Source organism: Vibrio sp. 10N.261.55.A7, assembly GCF_002877365.1.
GTDB lineage: Bacteria > Pseudomonadota > Gammaproteobacteria > Enterobacterales > Vibrionaceae > Vibrio.
In genome coordinates this window covers 46,963-62,271 of the sequence record NZ_MCWZ01000331.1, presented here as the reverse complement: position 1 = coordinate 62,271, position 15,309 = coordinate 46,963, and the positions used below count along the sequence as shown (strand labels likewise).

13 protein-coding genes are annotated in these 15,309 nt (G+C 44.8%); 12 read left to right on the top strand and 1 reads right to left on the bottom strand.

The features are described from left to right. Positions 1–6: 6 nt before the first annotated feature. The 8 genes from BCU12_RS21770 (at position 7) to trpS (ending at position 8,820) form a co-directional block, all read left to right on the top strand. Positions 7–1,713, top strand: a complete 1,707-nt coding sequence (locus BCU12_RS21770) for a type IV pilus secretin PilQ family protein (RefSeq protein ID WP_102406663.1) — start codon at positions 7–9, stop codon at positions 1,711–1,713. Positions 1,714–1,901: 188 nt separating this feature from the next. Next, on the top strand, positions 1,902–2,420 hold the full coding sequence (gene aroK, locus BCU12_RS21765; RefSeq protein WP_102406661.1) for a shikimate kinase AroK: 519 nt from the start codon (positions 1,902–1,904) through the stop codon (positions 2,418–2,420). 25 nt (positions 2,421–2,445) lie between these two features. After that, the gene (aroB, locus tag BCU12_RS21760) at positions 2,446–3,552 is read left to right on the top strand and encodes a 3-dehydroquinate synthase (RefSeq protein WP_102406659.1); all 1,107 of its coding nucleotides are present in this window, start codon (positions 2,446–2,448) and stop codon (positions 3,550–3,552) included. 39 nt (positions 3,553–3,591) lie between these two features. Next, a complete protein-coding gene (locus BCU12_RS21755) occupies positions 3,592–5,088 on the top strand; it encodes an AAA family ATPase (protein WP_102406657.1) in 1,497 nt (498 codons plus the stop codon). A gap of 69 nt (positions 5,089–5,157) precedes the next feature. Continuing rightward, positions 5,158–6,003, top strand: a complete 846-nt coding sequence (locus BCU12_RS21750; RefSeq protein WP_102406655.1) for a Dam family site-specific DNA-(adenine-N6)-methyltransferase — start codon at positions 5,158–5,160, stop codon at positions 6,001–6,003. Positions 6,004–6,155: 152 nt separating this feature from the next. Continuing rightward, a complete protein-coding gene (gene rpe / locus BCU12_RS21745) occupies positions 6,156–6,830 on the top strand; it encodes a ribulose-phosphate 3-epimerase (protein ID WP_010435263.1) in 675 nt (224 codons plus the stop codon). A 102-nt stretch (positions 6,831–6,932) separates the two neighbouring features. Further along, entirely contained in the window at positions 6,933–7,619 is a 687-nt protein-coding gene (locus tag BCU12_RS21740; RefSeq protein ID WP_102406653.1) for a phosphoglycolate phosphatase, read from the top strand. A gap of 181 nt (positions 7,620–7,800) precedes the next feature. Continuing rightward, positions 7,801–8,820 (top strand): tryptophan--tRNA ligase, encoded by a 1,020-nt coding sequence (trpS, locus tag BCU12_RS21735; protein ID WP_102406651.1) that lies wholly within the window; start codon positions 7,801–7,803, stop codon positions 8,818–8,820. Between the two features lie 29 nt (positions 8,821–8,849). Here trpS and BCU12_RS23365 read toward each other — a convergent pair whose 3' ends face one another. Next, positions 8,850–9,002 carry a hypothetical protein gene (locus BCU12_RS23365; protein ID WP_157939897.1) on the bottom strand — a complete coding sequence of 51 codons (153 nt, stop codon included), beginning with the start codon at positions 9,000–9,002 and terminating at the stop codon, positions 8,850–8,852. Positions 9,003–9,178: 176 nt separating this feature from the next. Here BCU12_RS23365 and BCU12_RS21730 point away from each other — a divergent pair, with 176 nt between their 5' ends. The 4 genes from BCU12_RS21730 (at position 9,179) to astA (ending at position 15,309) form a co-directional block, all read left to right on the top strand. After that, positions 9,179–11,773 (top strand): ExeM/NucH family extracellular endonuclease, encoded by a 2,595-nt coding sequence (locus BCU12_RS21730; protein WP_102406649.1) that lies wholly within the window; start codon positions 9,179–9,181, stop codon positions 11,771–11,773. A gap of 151 nt (positions 11,774–11,924) precedes the next feature. Beyond that, positions 11,925–12,512 carry an aminodeoxychorismate/anthranilate synthase component II gene (locus BCU12_RS21725; protein WP_102406717.1) on the top strand — a complete coding sequence of 196 codons (588 nt, stop codon included), beginning with the start codon at positions 11,925–11,927 and terminating at the stop codon, positions 12,510–12,512. A gap of 367 nt (positions 12,513–12,879) precedes the next feature. Further along, positions 12,880–14,112 (top strand): aspartate aminotransferase family protein, encoded by a 1,233-nt coding sequence (locus tag BCU12_RS21720; protein ID WP_102406648.1) that lies wholly within the window; start codon positions 12,880–12,882, stop codon positions 14,110–14,112. Between the two features lie 177 nt (positions 14,113–14,289). Then, complete coding sequence (astA, locus tag BCU12_RS21715; RefSeq protein ID WP_102406646.1) at positions 14,290–15,309, top strand: arginine N-succinyltransferase; 1,020 nt, start codon at positions 14,290–14,292, stop codon at positions 15,307–15,309.

Genomic DNA, 15,309 nt, shown 5'->3' with positions numbered 1-15,309 from the left:
ATCACCATGATTAAAGGATTAACGCTACTAATGACCATCTTCTTCTCTCGGCCTTTATTGAGCTTTCTATTTGTCACGGCTCTGACTGCTTCTGCGCTTTATAGCACTAGCGCTTTAGCTACGGAGACTAATCAACTGTCAAACATAGATTTTCGAGTCGATAACAACAAAAACGCGCTGTTAGTGATTGAGCTAGAGTCGAGCACTTCCGTTGTCGATGTGCAAAAAGTACAAGAAGGCCTGAGTATCGAGTTATTGAATACGGAAGTCGGTGACGATCAAATCAACGTGCTCGATGTGAAAGATTTTGCGACGTTGGTTGAAAGTGTCGAGGTGTTTCGCAAAGGTGCGAATACGTTATTGTTGGCGAGCATTGCGGGCGAGTACGACTTTGACTACCAGTTTAAAGGGCGTTCACTCGAGGTTGTGATAACCGCAAAAGCTGATGAACAAGAATCGCCTACACCATCCCTCCTCGAAAAAGAAGGGAAACTGATCTCTATTAATTTTCAAGACATTCCAATTAGAAACGTCTTGCAGCTTATTGCGGATTACAATGAATTTAACCTCGTTGTCTCTGATTCCGTCGTTGGCAATCTGACGTTGCGCTTAGATGGCACACCCTGGCAGCAGGTATTGGATATCATCTTACGTGTTAAGGGCTTAGATAAGCGAGTGGAAGGGAACGTGATTCTAGTTGCTCCAGCCACTGAACTCGATCTTATGGAGCAGCAGAAGCTTGAAAAAGCCCGCCTGACGGAAGAACTGGGAGAGCTCTCGTCCGACATTATTAAGGTTAACTTTGCTAAAGCATCCGACATTGCCGATATGATTGGCGGGGAAGGAGCCATCAGTATGCTCTCTGAAAGAGGCTCTATTAACATTGACGAACGGACGAACTCTTTGTTGCTAAGAGAGCTGCCAGACAATATCGAGGTTATTCGAGGTATCGTATCGGCGCTCGATATTCCCGTTAAGCAAGTTCAAATCGAAGCCCGCATTGTGACCATTAATGAAGGTAACCTCGACGAGCTAGGTGTCCGTTGGGGGTATAGCAACACTAATGGAGATAACAAAGTAGGCGCTTCAATAGAAGGGAACAAATATCTTTTCCCTCAACTTGATGATGTTCTTAACGTGAATCTTGGGGCAACGGCGGCGAATGCGTCATCTATCGCATTTCAAGTGGGCACACTTGGAGATGCTTTATTAGACCTAGAGTTATCTGCCCTGCAGCGAGAATCTAAAGCGGAGATTATTTCGAGTCCAAGATTAATCACGACCAATAAAAAATCGGCCTACATTGAACAGGGTACAGAGATTCCTTATTTAGAGTCTTCGTCTAGCGGGGCAACCACTATCGCATTTAAAAAAGCGGTGCTTAGCCTTAAAGTGACGCCACAAATCACACCAGATAATCGACTGGTGCTTGATTTAAGTGTGACGCAAGACAGACCCGGTGAAGTGGTAAAAACGGGTACAGGCGAAGCCGTTGCCATTGATACCCAACGAATTGGTACTCAGGTATTGGTGAACAATGGGGAAACAGTGGTGCTAGGGGGAATCTATCAACACAGCTCAACTAACTCCGTTGATAAAGTGCCTTTACTCGGTGATTTACCGCTACTCGGTGCGCTTTTTCGCCGAACATACGAGCAAAAAGGGAAAAGTGAATTGCTGATTTTCGTTACGCCTAAGGTCATTCTTCAGTAACAAAGTGAAAATAATAGCGATCTACACAAAATAAAGTTGCATTAGTGGCAGCAGATCTAGATAATTTCGGGTCTTATCACGAAACATCTGTGAGGAATAGGTGCCACAAGCAACTATAAGGCCTGAGAATATCAGGTTTCTCTTGTGGCGATGTCATTGAATTAACGTTGTAAATTACTGCTAAAAACATGGCTGAGAAACGCAATATTTTTCTTGTTGGCCCAATGGGCGCCGGCAAAAGTACAATTGGTAGACACCTTGCACAACAACTGCATATGGAGTTTTTAGACTCAGATACAGTTATTGAAGAGCGCACAGGTGCTGATATCGCATGGGTTTTTGATGTAGAAGGCGAAGATGGCTTCCGTAAGCGTGAAGAGTCTGTCATCAATGATCTTACTGAACAGCAAGGCATCGTACTTGCCACTGGGGGCGGCTCTGTAAAGAGTAAGGATAACCGCAACCGTTTATCTGCACGAGGCATTGTTGTTTACCTTGAAACAACAATTGAAAAGCAGCTTGCGCGTACTAATCGCGACAAGAAGCGACCTCTGCTACAAACAGACAATCCTAGAGATGTTCTAGAATCTCTAGCGGGCGAACGCAATGATCTCTACGAAGAAGTAGCGGATTATACAGTTCGTACCGATGACCAGAGTGCAAAAGTAGTAGCCAACCAGATCGTAAAAATGCTAGAAGAACGTTAAGTCGTTTTTTATCGGAGAGCAAACCATGGAACGGATTACGGTCAGTTTGGGCGAACGAAGCTACCCAATCTCTATCGGTGCCGGGCTATTTAATAGTTCGGCACAACTTTTTTCTTCTTTCATCGATCAAGAGTTTTCTGCGCATCAGAAAGTAGTGGTTATCAGTAATGTAACCGTTGCTCCGCTTTATGCCGATCAAATTTTGAATCAATTTAAAGCGCTTGGTTGTGATATCTCACTATTAGAATTAGCTGATGGTGAACAACACAAGAATCTCGAGACCTTTAATCAAGTGATGGACTTCCTTCTGGAAGGTAACTACAGCCGCGATGTGGTGGTGGTGGCGCTTGGTGGCGGTGTTATTGGGGATCTTGTTGGATTTTCTGCGGCTTGTTATCAGCGTGGCGTGGATTTCATCCAAATTCCTACTACATTACTCTCTCAAGTGGATTCCTCGGTTGGAGGAAAAACGGCAGTCAATCACCCTATGGGTAAGAATATGATTGGTGCGTTTTATCAGCCGAAATCCGTCATCATTGACACGAACTGTTTATCGACGCTGCCGGAGCGTGAATTTGCTGCAGGCATTGCCGAGGTTATTAAATATGGCATCATTTACGATGAAGCCTTTTTTGATTGGCTCGAAGCAAATTTAGATAAACTGTATGCACTTGATAAAGAAGCACTAAATTATGCCATCTCCCGTTGCTGTGAAATAAAAGCCGAAGTTGTCGCTCAAGATGAAAAAGAGTCAGGCATTCGCGCATTATTGAATCTAGGTCATACATTTGGTCATGCCATTGAAGCTGAACTAGGGTATGGTAATTGGTTGCATGGGGAAGCAGTTGCATCAGGTACAGTGATGGCCGCAAAGACAGCAGAGTTACAGGGGCTTATCTCTGAACAGCAAGTTACGCGAATCATCTCTATACTCAAGAATGCAAAGTTGCCTATTCATACACCAGAAAGCATGTCATTTTCTGATTTTATGAAGCACATGATGAGAGATAAAAAAGTACTGGCTGGGGAGTTACGTCTCATACTGCCAACCAGTATTGGTACCGCTGAAGTCGTTAAAGGTGTTCCCGAATCCGTTCTTGAGCAAGCCATTGATTTTTGTCGAAGCGTATAATTTAATTTAAAGACAGTGAACTGTCAGTAGGACGGCTTAATGAGTTTAACGCATGAATCACGTGTGTTGGAATTAGAGTCCCAAACCGAGTTGCTTGAGCGCATGCAACTGTTGACCAATTTTGGTTCTAACCTTGTCACCGTAGGTGGTGAAGTTGGGGCTGGAAAATCATGGTTAGCGCAGCGTTATTTAGAAGCTTGGGCGCAAGACAAAAATCAATCATTGTTGATGTGTCATCCCAATCAAGACGATGCACAGCGCCGTTCTACTATTTTAAATCAAGTCATTTCCAATCCTCTCTTTAGCCCTCAAGATTCTTTGGTCGATAGTCTGCATCAAATTCTTGATGGTGAACCGTGTGACTTAGTCATCGTTGTCGATGACGCCCACTTACTTACCGAGTCTTTTATTTCAGAGCTATGGATGCTGGTGCTAGAAGCGCAAAGTAACCCGCACTGGAGTGTTAATGTTGTCCTCTTCGCCAAATCCAATAGCATCGAAGGTCTGTTGACTCGTTTGAGCTATGGCCAAGATCACAAACCTATTGAGTTAGAGGTTGATGCTCTTAGTCAGGAAGAGGCCGATCGATTTTTTGAATTTCTTGTGATTCGTTACGTTGCTGACGACATAGAGAAACGAGTTCGTCAGGTGTACAAAAAAGTGCTTCCGAATCCGGGAGCGATTATGGCATTAGGGGATCATCAAGTGGAAAAACGCATTATCATTCGCTCTATTATTGGCTCACCAATTAAGATTGCAGCTTTAATTGTCCTACTGCTACTCATCATTGGTGGTGGATATTACTGGATGATGGGGCAGCCTTCTCCAGATGATAAAGCTCAACAAATAAACAGTTCACTTGAACAGACGGTCATTCCTACTTTGCCAACCATTGAATCATCGTCAGAGACAGCAAACTCTCCTGAAGTGGATGGGCAAGACGAATCGATGGTTGATCCTAGCTATCAAGGTGCTGATGATGACAGTATGGCATTACCAGACAATATGATTGATGAAGCCGCCACCGTTGGGCTGAATGATGACGATCACCAGCGCGTTGTAATCACTTCCGATGTCGTGGACGCACTGCTAGAAGATAAGCCTGCGGATACCAGTGATATTGATAATGCGATATCCGATGCTAGAGAAGTGGCGACGGATCTGAATGAAGAAGCTGCAACGGAAGAGCTTGACGTGATAGACGAAGAGCCGCCGACCACAAAGACAATTACCTTTTCCTTTGAGCGAGAGTCCCTGCTCGCTTTCTCTCCTCGCAGTTATACATTGCAATTAGCAGCAATGAACTCTCTTAGTGAAGTTCAAGAATTTATAGAGCAATACACTCTGCAAGATAAAGTTCGAGTCTACCCAACGGTTCGAAATGAGATTGAGTGGTACATCGTGACTTATGAGAATTATCCGACGATTCAAATTGCTCGTGATGCTGTTGATACGCTTCCTGCAGAACTTCAAGAACTCGGTCCTTGGGCTAAATCAATGAGCCAAGTACACAGAGAGATAGAACGTGCGAAATAACGCTGAGGTTAGCGTGAAAATGTGTTACATTCCGCAACCTTATTTTGTGGTTGATAGACAGAGCAGTAGATGAAAAAGCAGCGTGCCTTTCTTAAATGGGCTGGTGGTAAGTATGGCCTAGTTGAAGACATTCAGCGTCACCTGCCTCCTGCTCGTAAGTTAATCGAACCTTTTATCGGTGCTGGTTCTGTTTTCCTCAATACTGACTACGATCAGTATCTGCTTGCAGACATTAATCCTGATCTCATCAATCTGTATAATCTCCTCAAAGAGAAACCTGATCTCTATATCTCAGAAGCCAAGCGTTGGTTTACTCCTGAGCATAATCGTAAAGAAGTTTACTTAGACATTCGAGCTGAGTTCAATAACACCGATGATGTCATGTATCGCTCGTTGGCTTTCTTATACATGAACCGATTTGGCTTCAATGGCCTTTGTCGTTACAACAAAAAAGGCGGCTTCAACGTGCCTTTTGGTTCTTATAAAAAGCCCTACTTTCCGGAAGCGGAACTCGAGTTCTTTGCTCATAAAGCCAAAAAATCCACGTTCATCTGTGAGGGTTATGTTGAGACCTTTAAGCGTGCTCGTAAGGGCAGTGTCGTCTACTGTGATCCCCCTTATGCGCCATTATCGACTACCGCCAACTTTACCTCTTACGCAGGAAATGGGTTCTCTCTTGATGATCAAGCGGCACTTGCCGATATTGCTGAGAAAACGGCCCATAATCGTGGTATTCCAGTACTGATCTCCAATCATGATACAACGCTGACAAGAAGGCTTTACCACGGCGCGGAACTCAATGTGGTTAAGGTGAAACGCACCATTAGTCGAAATGGAGCCGGTCGTAATAAAGTCGATGAGTTACTGGCACTGTTCTATGACAAGAAAAATAACAGTGCAGATACGTCACTTTAATCAGGGTACCCCCTAGGATCTCTTAGCTTGCTTCTGTAGAATTGCGCGCGAAACTTGTTCAACGCCAATTCTATCTAGATCATCATTTCAGATTTAGAGTCGATGACATTGGCCTGTTTATCCATTTAAGCATTTATAGCACGAGGCTAGGTATGAAAGACTTTCTTATCGCTCCATCCATTTTATCTGCAGATTTTGCTCGCTTAGGCGAAGACGTTGAGAAAGTACTCGCAGCAGGTGCCGATGTTGTGCACTTCGATGTGATGGATAACCATTACGTACCTAACCTGACGTTTGGCGCACCTATTTGTAAAGCGCTGCGCGATTACGGCATTACCGCTCCTATCGATGTTCACCTAATGGTGAAGCCTGTAGATAGCATCGTACCTGAGTTTGCAAAAGCAGGCGCATCAATGATTACCTTCCACGTTGAAGCATCAGAGCATATCGATCGTACTCTACAGCTCATCAAAGAACACGGCTGTAAAGCGGGTGTGGTACTCAACCCTGCAACGCCGCTTTCTTGCCTAGATTACATCCTAGACAAAGTAGACATGATTCTACTGATGTCTGTGAACCCAGGCTTCGGCGGTCAATCTTTCATTCCTCATACTCTCGATAAGCTGCGCGCTGTTCGTAAGCTGATTGATGAGTCTGGCCGTGATATCCGCCTTGAGATTGATGGTGGCGTGAAGGTTGATAATATCCGTGAAATTGCAGAAGCGGGCGCCGATATGTTTGTTGCGGGTTCCGCTATCTTCAATCAACCGGATTACAAAGAAGTGATCGATGAGATGCGTGCAGAGCTTGCAAAAGTAAACGCATAATCGTAAAACTACAGATAGATTGAATATTAAGGGGCTAATTTGCCCCTTTTTTACGTCTTATCGCTCAACTCATAAGACGAACATAATAAATAGGAAAGTAAGATGTCATTAAGCTCAATAAAACTGATCGCCTTTGATTTGGATGGAACCTTGTTAGACAGCGTGCCTGATTTGGCCGTTGCAGCTAACCAATCTTGTCAGGAGCTGGGTTTCCCTTCCGTGAGCGAAGAGCAAGTTCGCGACTACGTGGGTAATGGTGCTGATGTTCTTATCGGACGTTCACTGAGCCGTAACTTGACGGTTGATTCAAGCCTAGAGCCTGAGCTATTAAAGAAGGCGCGCATCCTGTTTGATGATTTTTACGAGCAGGGCGGCCACAAGTTGAGCCATCTTTACCCGTCAGTAAAAGAGACGTTGGCTGAGTTACATAAAGCGGGCTTCACTATGGCATTGGTGACCAACAAGCCATCGAAGTTTGTCCCAGATGTTCTGGCGCAACACGGTATCGACAAGTACTTTGTTGATGTGTTGGGCGGCGACTCTTTTCCAGAGAAAAAACCGAACCCAGTCGCGCTCAACTGGTTGCTAGAAAAGCACAATGTGAAAGCGGAAGAAATGTTGATGGTGGGTGATTCAAGCAATGATATCAAAGCGGCGAAGAATGCAGGCTGTCACTCGTTTGGTCTGACTTACGGTTACAACCACGGCGAGCCCATTTCAGCATCAAACCCTGACTATGTGGCGGATACCGTTGCTCAATTACTGGATGTCGTTCTAGTTTCAGTATAAAGCGGACAAAAGTTAGCGAACCTACTAGCAAAATACTTGTCAATGAGTACACTGGATAAGCCGTGCAGAAAGAGCTGCACGGCTTTTCTATATTTACGTTAAGAAGCTAAGTCTTAATAGACGACGTTATAAAAAACGGAGTTGTTAAGACACTAAGCGAACAAGCAAAGGAATTATAAGCATGAGCAAACCCATCGTATTCAGTGGCGTTCAACCGTCAGGTGAACTTAGTATCGGTAACTACTTGGGTGCTCTACGTCAATGGCAACAGATGCAAGATGATTACGACTGCCAATACTGTGTTGTAGACCTTCATGCTGTTACGGTTCGTCAAGATCCGAAAGCACTCAATGAAGCGACGCTAGACGCATTGGCTATTTGTCTTGCCGTTGGTGTTGATCCTAAGAAGAGCACGCTATTTGTTCAGTCACACGCACCAGAGCATGCTCAACTTGGTTGGCTTCTTAACTGTTACACTCAAATGGGTGAGCTGAGCCGAATGACTCAGTTCAAAGATAAGTCAGCGCGTTACGCAAATGATGTCAATGCGGGCTTATTTGGCTACCCAGTGCTGATGGCGGCAGATATTCTATTGTATGGAACGCACCAAGTACCTGTTGGCAATGACCAGAAGCAACACCTAGAGCTGGCTCGCGACATTGCAACGCGTTTTAATAACGTATACAGCACACCGGATAACCCAATCTTCCAAATTCCTGAACCGTACATTCCAACAGTGAATGCACGTGTAATGAGCCTGCAAGATGCGACTAAGAAGATGTCTAAATCCGATGATAATCGTAAAAATGTGATTACTCTGTTGGAAGATCCGAAGTCTATTCTTAAGAAGATCAATAAGGCGCAGACAGATACAGAAACGCCTCCACGTATTGCGAACGACTGGGAAAATAAAGCCGGTATTTCAAACCTAATGGGTCTTTACTCTGCCGCAACGGGCAAGTCGTTTGAAGAGATTGAAGCGGACTACAAAGGCGTTGAAATGTATGGGCCGTTTAAGAAGGATGTAGGCGAAGCCATTGTTGCAATGCTAGAGCCGATTCAATCTGAGTACCATCGTATTCGTGAAGACAGAGCGTATTTGGATAGCGTAATGAAAGCGGGTGCTGAAAAAGCGTCAGCCCGAGCGGCGGTAACACTTAAAAAGGCGTATGAAGCAGTAGGCTTTATAGCGCGTCCATAAAATAAGTTGCAGTAGCTATAAACGCTCACCTAGGCATTTATAGCTCTCAGAATACCCAAGCCCTTAGCATGCGTTAAGGGCTTTTTATTTATAAATCCATCAGTTAGCTCTTTCACTTCCTCCACTTCTTCCAATTTACCTCTGGTCGCGTTTACTTTGTTTGTTGAAATATTGCGCTTCATTCAAACATTACCCTGTGCAATGAGATCGAGATCTCGATAAGTGGTGTGAATGTTTTTATTACATACATAAAAGTCCAACACTGAACACGCAAAATAAAAACAACTATTCAATTAACGTGATATGGAATGCCTTCTAAATGTAACGGTTACATATGGAAGGATGTTCGAGGTGGATAATGGAAATCAAATTTACACGTAGTTTGCTTGCTTTAGCGGTAACATCGACCGTTGCAACCCCCGCACTGTCAGAAGTCGTCATTTCTCAGTACATCGAGGGAAGCAGTTATAACAAGGCGTTAGAAATTGCGAATACAGGCAATACGACAGTGAGCTTAGACAATTTTCAGCTTGCAAAATCGAGCAATGGTGGTGGAAGCTGGGATACCAAACTTCCGCTAACGGGAAGAGTGATTAAGGCGCATGACGTTCTTGTACTCTCTCATCCAAGTGCGGGGTCAGAGGTACAACAAAAAAGCCATGAAAATAACGCAACAGTGATTAATTTTAATGGGGATGATCCCGTTGCGTTGCTTAATTCTGATGGCACTGTTCATGACATGCTTGGCGAAATGGGCGATGTTGACTGGGGAAAAGACGTCACGTTAGTGAGATCCGACTTGACACCTTCCACTGGTTACCAAGCCTCCCAATGGGTTGTATTGGGTAAAGATGATTTTTCAGGCTTAGGGCTGCTTGATAGTGTTGACGTACCAGAGCCGTTCGCTTGTACACAAGACGGTTCATCGCCTGTGTTTACCTCTATCCAAGACATTCAAGGAGAAGGGGCGAGCTCACCATTCATCAATGGCTACCCTTACATTACTGACGAAGAGTACTTTGTTAAAGGGGTGGTGAGTGCAGTAACAACAGGGTTGACGAAAGGCTTCTATCTGAGCGCTCTGAATGATGATTACAACGCCAATACCTCTGAAGGTCTTTTTGTTCATACGAATCTTGCGCAATCGGATTTGATTGCGGGTGATGTCGTGTGCGTAAAAGGAAAAATTCAAGAGAGCTACGGTCTGACGCAACTTAAGGCTGAGAATAACAACTGGATAAAGCTCGCTTCTCAAGATGCTCCTCAAGCTGTAGATATCACCTTACTCGACAGCGATGAAAACTTTGAGCAAACGTTAGAGCGCTATGAAGGGATGTTAGTGCGAACGTCAGAAGATCTTGATATGCGTGTGACTCGCACCTTTGGTTACGACTATTCAGGTCGTCGCAACAATATGGTTTTGGCTCAAGGTGCCATCAATATGCAGCCAAACCAACTTCATGCAGCCGGCTCTCAAGCAGCAATTGAACAATCAGAGCACAATGCATTGGCGCGTCTATTTGTTGAAAGTGACCAGAAAGCGGGTAATGGTCAAGTGCCGTTTTACCCAGACTTTGGCCGTACCGATATAGACCAAAACGGTTCAACAGAAGACTACATTCGCATCGACGATTCAGTCATCGGGCTTGAAGGTGTTTTAAGCTATAGCTACAACGAGTATCGCTTGATTGCGACCAATCAGCTTAATAGCGACAATTTCATTCGTAATACGCCAAGAACAGAACGACCTGAAATGAATCGTGGTGATTTACGCATTGCGACCTTTAACGTTCTAAACTATTTCAACTCCCCATTTGGTGGCGATTCAAATCTGCATGGTGGCAATCGTGGTGCCAACAGCTATGAAGAGTTTGAAGTCCAACAGGAAAAAATCGTTAATGCAATCTTGTTACTGGATGCCGATATCGTTGGCTTGATGGAAATAGAGAACAACGGTTTTGGTGACAGCGGAGCAATAACCCAGTTGGTTGATCAAATTAACCTGCGTATCCCCAATGAAAAAGACCTCTATTCGTTTGTCGCGATAGATTCGAACCAAGATGGTGAGACAAACCATTTGGACTCGATTGGCACTGATGTGATTACAACCGGTGTTATTTATCGCGATAGCGCGGTTAAGCTGAAGAAAAGTCGAGTAATAGCAATGCCGAGTCAGTTAGCACCAGAAGTGCTGGATGATGAAGGCAAGGTGATAGAAGACGGTAAAAACTACCAGCGAGACTCATTAGCGCCAACATTTAAAGTAAAAGGCACGAAAGAGAAGATTACGGTTGCTGTCAATCATCTGAAATCTAAGGGCTCGAAATGTTGGGAAGATGCGGCTCCTGTCGCAGAAGGTGGGCAGGGTGGCATTGATGCCGACAAGCAAGGTTCGTGTGAGCAGTTTCGCGTTGCGGCTGCCGTTGCGCTAGGTGACGCGCTAGAAGACATCAAAGGGCATAAAGTGATCTTGGGTGACATGAACTCTTACGGGATGGAAGATCCTATGCTGATTCTGACGGATTATAGTGCTGAGAAGTACGGTAAAGAGATCAAAGCTGCACGTAATACTTTCATCAATGGTGAACAGCAGTTTGGTGATGATGGCGCTGTGATATCGGATAACTATGGCTACATCAATGCTGTCGCGATGTTGCACCCTAAAAGCTGGAGTTATTCATACAATGATGAGGTTGGTGCTTTGGATCATCTGTTGATCAGTGAGGGTCTTGCTGACAAAGTGGTTGATGCAACAGACTGGCACATCAATGGTGGGGAATCGACATTGTTCGATTACAACGATGAATACAAAGGTGACTTGCCGAAGTATCAAGATCATTTCCGCTCTTCGGATCATGATCCTGCGGTTCTAGAGTTGCAGATGGGCGGTTCTTTTGGCCTGATCAGTTTAATGTCGATGTTTGGTATTGCCGTGTGGCGTCGTCGCCAATAGTAACCAAATTCGAGATCGAAGTGTAAAACGATAAGGCCAGTTGATGCTGGCCTTATTTCTATTTTTATCAAGTTTCTACTTGCCTTTCCATGTTGGTATTGCACAATACCGCCCTCTGAATTGTTTCAATGTTTTGAGCTGTATTGTCACCATGCTATTGATTATCGATAATTACGATTCGTTTACCTACAATCTATACCAGTACTTTTGCGAGTTGGGTGTAGAGGTTGAGGTTGTGCGTAATGACGCGATTGATATAGTCGGAATTGAAGCTTTAAACCCAACTCATCTGGTTATTTCTCCTGGGCCTTGCACCCCGAACGAAGCGGGTATTTCCCTTGCAGTGATTGAATATTTCTCTGGAAAACTACCGATCATGGGAGTTTGCCTTGGTCATCAAGCGATAGCTCAGGTATTTGGCGCTAAAGTCGTTCGTGCGAGACAAGTCATGCATGGAAAAACATCGCCGATCACTCACAATGGTAGAAGTGTATTTGAAGGTTTAAATAACCCACTCACCGTGACCCGATATCACTCTCTCGTAGTACAAAATGACACGCTTCCTGACTGCTTCGAATTGACGGCATGGACAGAGCATCCTGATGGTTCAATGGACGAAATTATGGGTTATCAACATAAAACGTTACCCATTGATGCGGTGCAGTTTCACCCGGAATCGATAAAAACAGAGCAAGGACACCAACTACTGGCAAATTTCTTGTCACGCCAGCCTGTGTAATGATCTGACAACGATCACCTTTCTTAACATTTCTTTCATATTTACTGCCTGAATTCGCGAATGAAAAACTATTCGCAACAGATACTCTTTGCCCCTTTATTTCCTTGATAGCCCTAGTCTTCCATTGCCTGTTTTCATCAAACTCAAAAAAAAGCTTCATAAAAGAAGCGACTTGATGCATAAATAGTCATATGTAGTGATTATGCGTGGATGTTTCCGCAGATGAAAAGAATAAATCACTATTGAAATGGTTAATTAAATGTAAATACAATGCGTCAGCAGTAAAAGTGCGAAATAAAATATGCCTCCAATTGTAGAGAGGCAAAATGCGCAACTGAACGCTGATCGTGTTAAGAGGGAATGTGCGATGACAATGGAAAATAACGGTGTGGAAAAAATTAAAGTAGAACGCGAACTCTTCAATGAAGTGATGGTGCCTTGTTATAACCCAATGGAAATGATTCCAGTAAAAGGGGAAGGTGCACGCGTTTGGGATCAAAACGGTCAAGAGTACATCGATTTTGCTGGCGGTATTGCGGTGAGTTGCTTAGGCCATTGCCATCCTGAAATGGTGAACGCACTGACAGAGCAAGGTAATAAAATTTGGCACCTCAGCAATGTGATGACCAATGAGCCTGCGCTTCGTTTAGCAAAAACACTGACGGAAGTCAGCTTTGCTGAAAAGGTTTTCTTTGCTAACTCGGGCGCCGAAGCGAATGAAGCGGCTCTTAAGCTGGCGCGTCGTTGGGCAGCAGATGTTCATGGCGAAGAGAAATCTGAAATCATCGCATTCCAACAAGGTTTCCATGGTCGCACGTTCTTTACTGTCACCGTTGGTGGTCAAGCTGCATATTCTGATGGCTTTGGTCCTAAGCCGGGTGATGTCACGCACTTGCCATACAACGATATTGAAGCGCTTAAAGCCCATATGTCTGACCGTACTTGCGCCATCATGATGGAGCCACTGCAAGGCGAAGGCGGCATTATTTCGCCAACGGATGAGTTTGTTAAAACGGTTCGTGAACTGTGTGATCAGCACAATGCTCTGCTTATTTTCGATGAAGTGCAAACCGGTAATGGTCGTACTGGTGAGTTTTACGCGTACCAAGGTTTAGGCGTTACGCCAGACATCTTGAGCACAGCAAAATCGCTAGGCGGCGGCTTCCCGATTGGCGCGATGCTGACGACAGCAAAACTGGCTGAACACATGAAGGTGGGGACGCACGGTTCTACGTACGGTGGTAATCCATTGGCGTGTGCAGTTGCAGAAGCCGTAGTGAATGTGGTTAAGCAGCCAGAAACCTTAGCCGGTGTGAAAGAAAGAGAAGCACTGTTCCGCGAAGGATTGACTAAGATTAATGATAAGTACCCGATCTTCTCTGAGGTTCGCGGTAAAGGTTTATTGCTTGGTGCTGTTCTTAATGAAGAGTGGCAAGGACGTGCTCGTGACGTACTTGTTGCAGCGGGTCAGCAAGGTCTAATGGTGTTGGTTGCTGGTGCAAATGTGGTTCGCTTTACACCATCGCTTGTCATCACACCGCAAGAGATAGAAGAAGGGCTTGCCAAGCTAGAGGCGGCTATCGCGTCACTGGTTCAGTAAGCTAAGAGTATACAACAGCGTTGAGTGGCAATAGTTCAGCGCTGTTCACTGACAATTGTGGGTATCTAGCCCCAAATATACATATCATTTTTGCACTCTCTAGAGTGCTGTTCGGGGCTAAGCTCTCTTTTAGCTCCAATCGCTTTATAGCTCCACTTGCATCAGGAGGGATTGTCGATGCTGGTTGTTCGCCCTATTTCAATGTCTGACTACGACGCACTGCATACTTGCGCGGTAGAGTCGGGCCATGGTTTTACCTCTCTTCCCGTAAACGAAGAACTGTTAACCAATCGTATCCAACATTCAGAATATAGCTTCACGAAAGAAAACGTCACCGAGCCCGGTGATGAAGGCTATTTGATGGTCGGCTTTGACAGCGAAACTGGAGAGGTGGCTGGTTGTACTGGGGTCGAAGCCTCAATCGGCTGGGACGTCCCATTCTATTCTTACCACATCAGTACCGTTGTGCATTCTTCGCCAAAACTTGGCGTGAATAATGTTGTGAAGCTACTGACGTTTGGTAACAACTACACAGGTTGCAGCGAGATTTGTACCTTGTTCTTGCGTCCGAGTTTTCGTGGCGGTTTAAATGGTCGCTTGATGTCTAAGTGTCGCTTCTTGATGTTGGCTGAGCACCCAGAGCGTTTTTCTAAAACGATCTTCGCTGAAATGCGCGGGGTCTCTGATGATGAAGGTAACTCCCCGTTCTGGAAGTGGTTGCAAGAGCATTTTTTCTCAATCGATTTCACCATGGCTGATTACCTTACAGGGATAGGGAAAAAAGGCTTTATTGCGGATTTGATGCCTAAACTGCCTATCTATATCAATTTGCTGAGTAAAGACGCTCAGGAAGTGATCGGTAAAGTGCATGAAAATACTCTGCCTGCTCTCAAGCTCTTAGAGCGTGAAGGATTTACGTGTCGTAACTACGTCGATATCTTCGATGCTGGCCCGACAGTTGAATGTGATGCGCGCAATATAGAGTCGGTGCGTCACTCCTTTAGAGCCAAAGTCGTGATCTCTGAGCACACCAGTGCTGATGACTACCTGATTTCAAATACTTCATTTGAAGATTTCCGAGCAACGGCGGGCAAAGCGGCTTATGACCAAGCAAGTGATAGCGTTATTTTATCTCCTGAAGTCGCCAAGGCGTTAAAGGTTCAACAAGATGACTACGTGCGCATGCTTGCGCTTTAG

What these genes read in the sequence shown, in the direction of transcription:
- BCU12_RS21770 (WP_102406663.1), top strand. Translation starts at nt 7, where the DNA reads ATGATTAAAGGATTAACGCTACTAATGACCATCTTCTTCTCTCGGCCT.
- aroK (WP_102406661.1), top strand. Translation starts at nt 1,902, where the DNA reads ATGGCTGAGAAACGCAATATTTTTCTTGTTGGCCCAATGGGCGCCGGC.
- aroB (WP_102406659.1), top strand. Translation starts at nt 2,446, where the DNA reads ATGGAACGGATTACGGTCAGTTTGGGCGAACGAAGCTACCCAATCTCT.
- BCU12_RS21755 (WP_102406657.1), top strand. Translation starts at nt 3,592, where the DNA reads ATGAGTTTAACGCATGAATCACGTGTGTTGGAATTAGAGTCCCAAACC.
- BCU12_RS21750 (WP_102406655.1), top strand. Translation starts at nt 5,158, where the DNA reads ATGAAAAAGCAGCGTGCCTTTCTTAAATGGGCTGGTGGTAAGTATGGC.
- rpe (WP_010435263.1), top strand. Translation starts at nt 6,156, where the DNA reads ATGAAAGACTTTCTTATCGCTCCATCCATTTTATCTGCAGATTTTGCT.
- BCU12_RS21740 (WP_102406653.1), top strand. Translation starts at nt 6,933, where the DNA reads ATGTCATTAAGCTCAATAAAACTGATCGCCTTTGATTTGGATGGAACC.
- trpS (WP_102406651.1), top strand. Translation starts at nt 7,801, where the DNA reads ATGAGCAAACCCATCGTATTCAGTGGCGTTCAACCGTCAGGTGAACTT.
- BCU12_RS23365 (WP_157939897.1), bottom strand. Translation starts at nt 9,002, where the DNA reads ATGAAGCGCAATATTTCAACAAACAAAGTAAACGCGACCAGAGGTAAA.
- BCU12_RS21730 (WP_102406649.1), top strand. Translation starts at nt 9,179, where the DNA reads ATGGAAATCAAATTTACACGTAGTTTGCTTGCTTTAGCGGTAACATCG.
- BCU12_RS21725 (WP_102406717.1), top strand. Translation starts at nt 11,925, where the DNA reads ATGCTATTGATTATCGATAATTACGATTCGTTTACCTACAATCTATAC.
- BCU12_RS21720 (WP_102406648.1), top strand. Translation starts at nt 12,880, where the DNA reads ATGACAATGGAAAATAACGGTGTGGAAAAAATTAAAGTAGAACGCGAA.
- astA (WP_102406646.1), top strand. Translation starts at nt 14,290, where the DNA reads ATGCTGGTTGTTCGCCCTATTTCAATGTCTGACTACGACGCACTGCAT.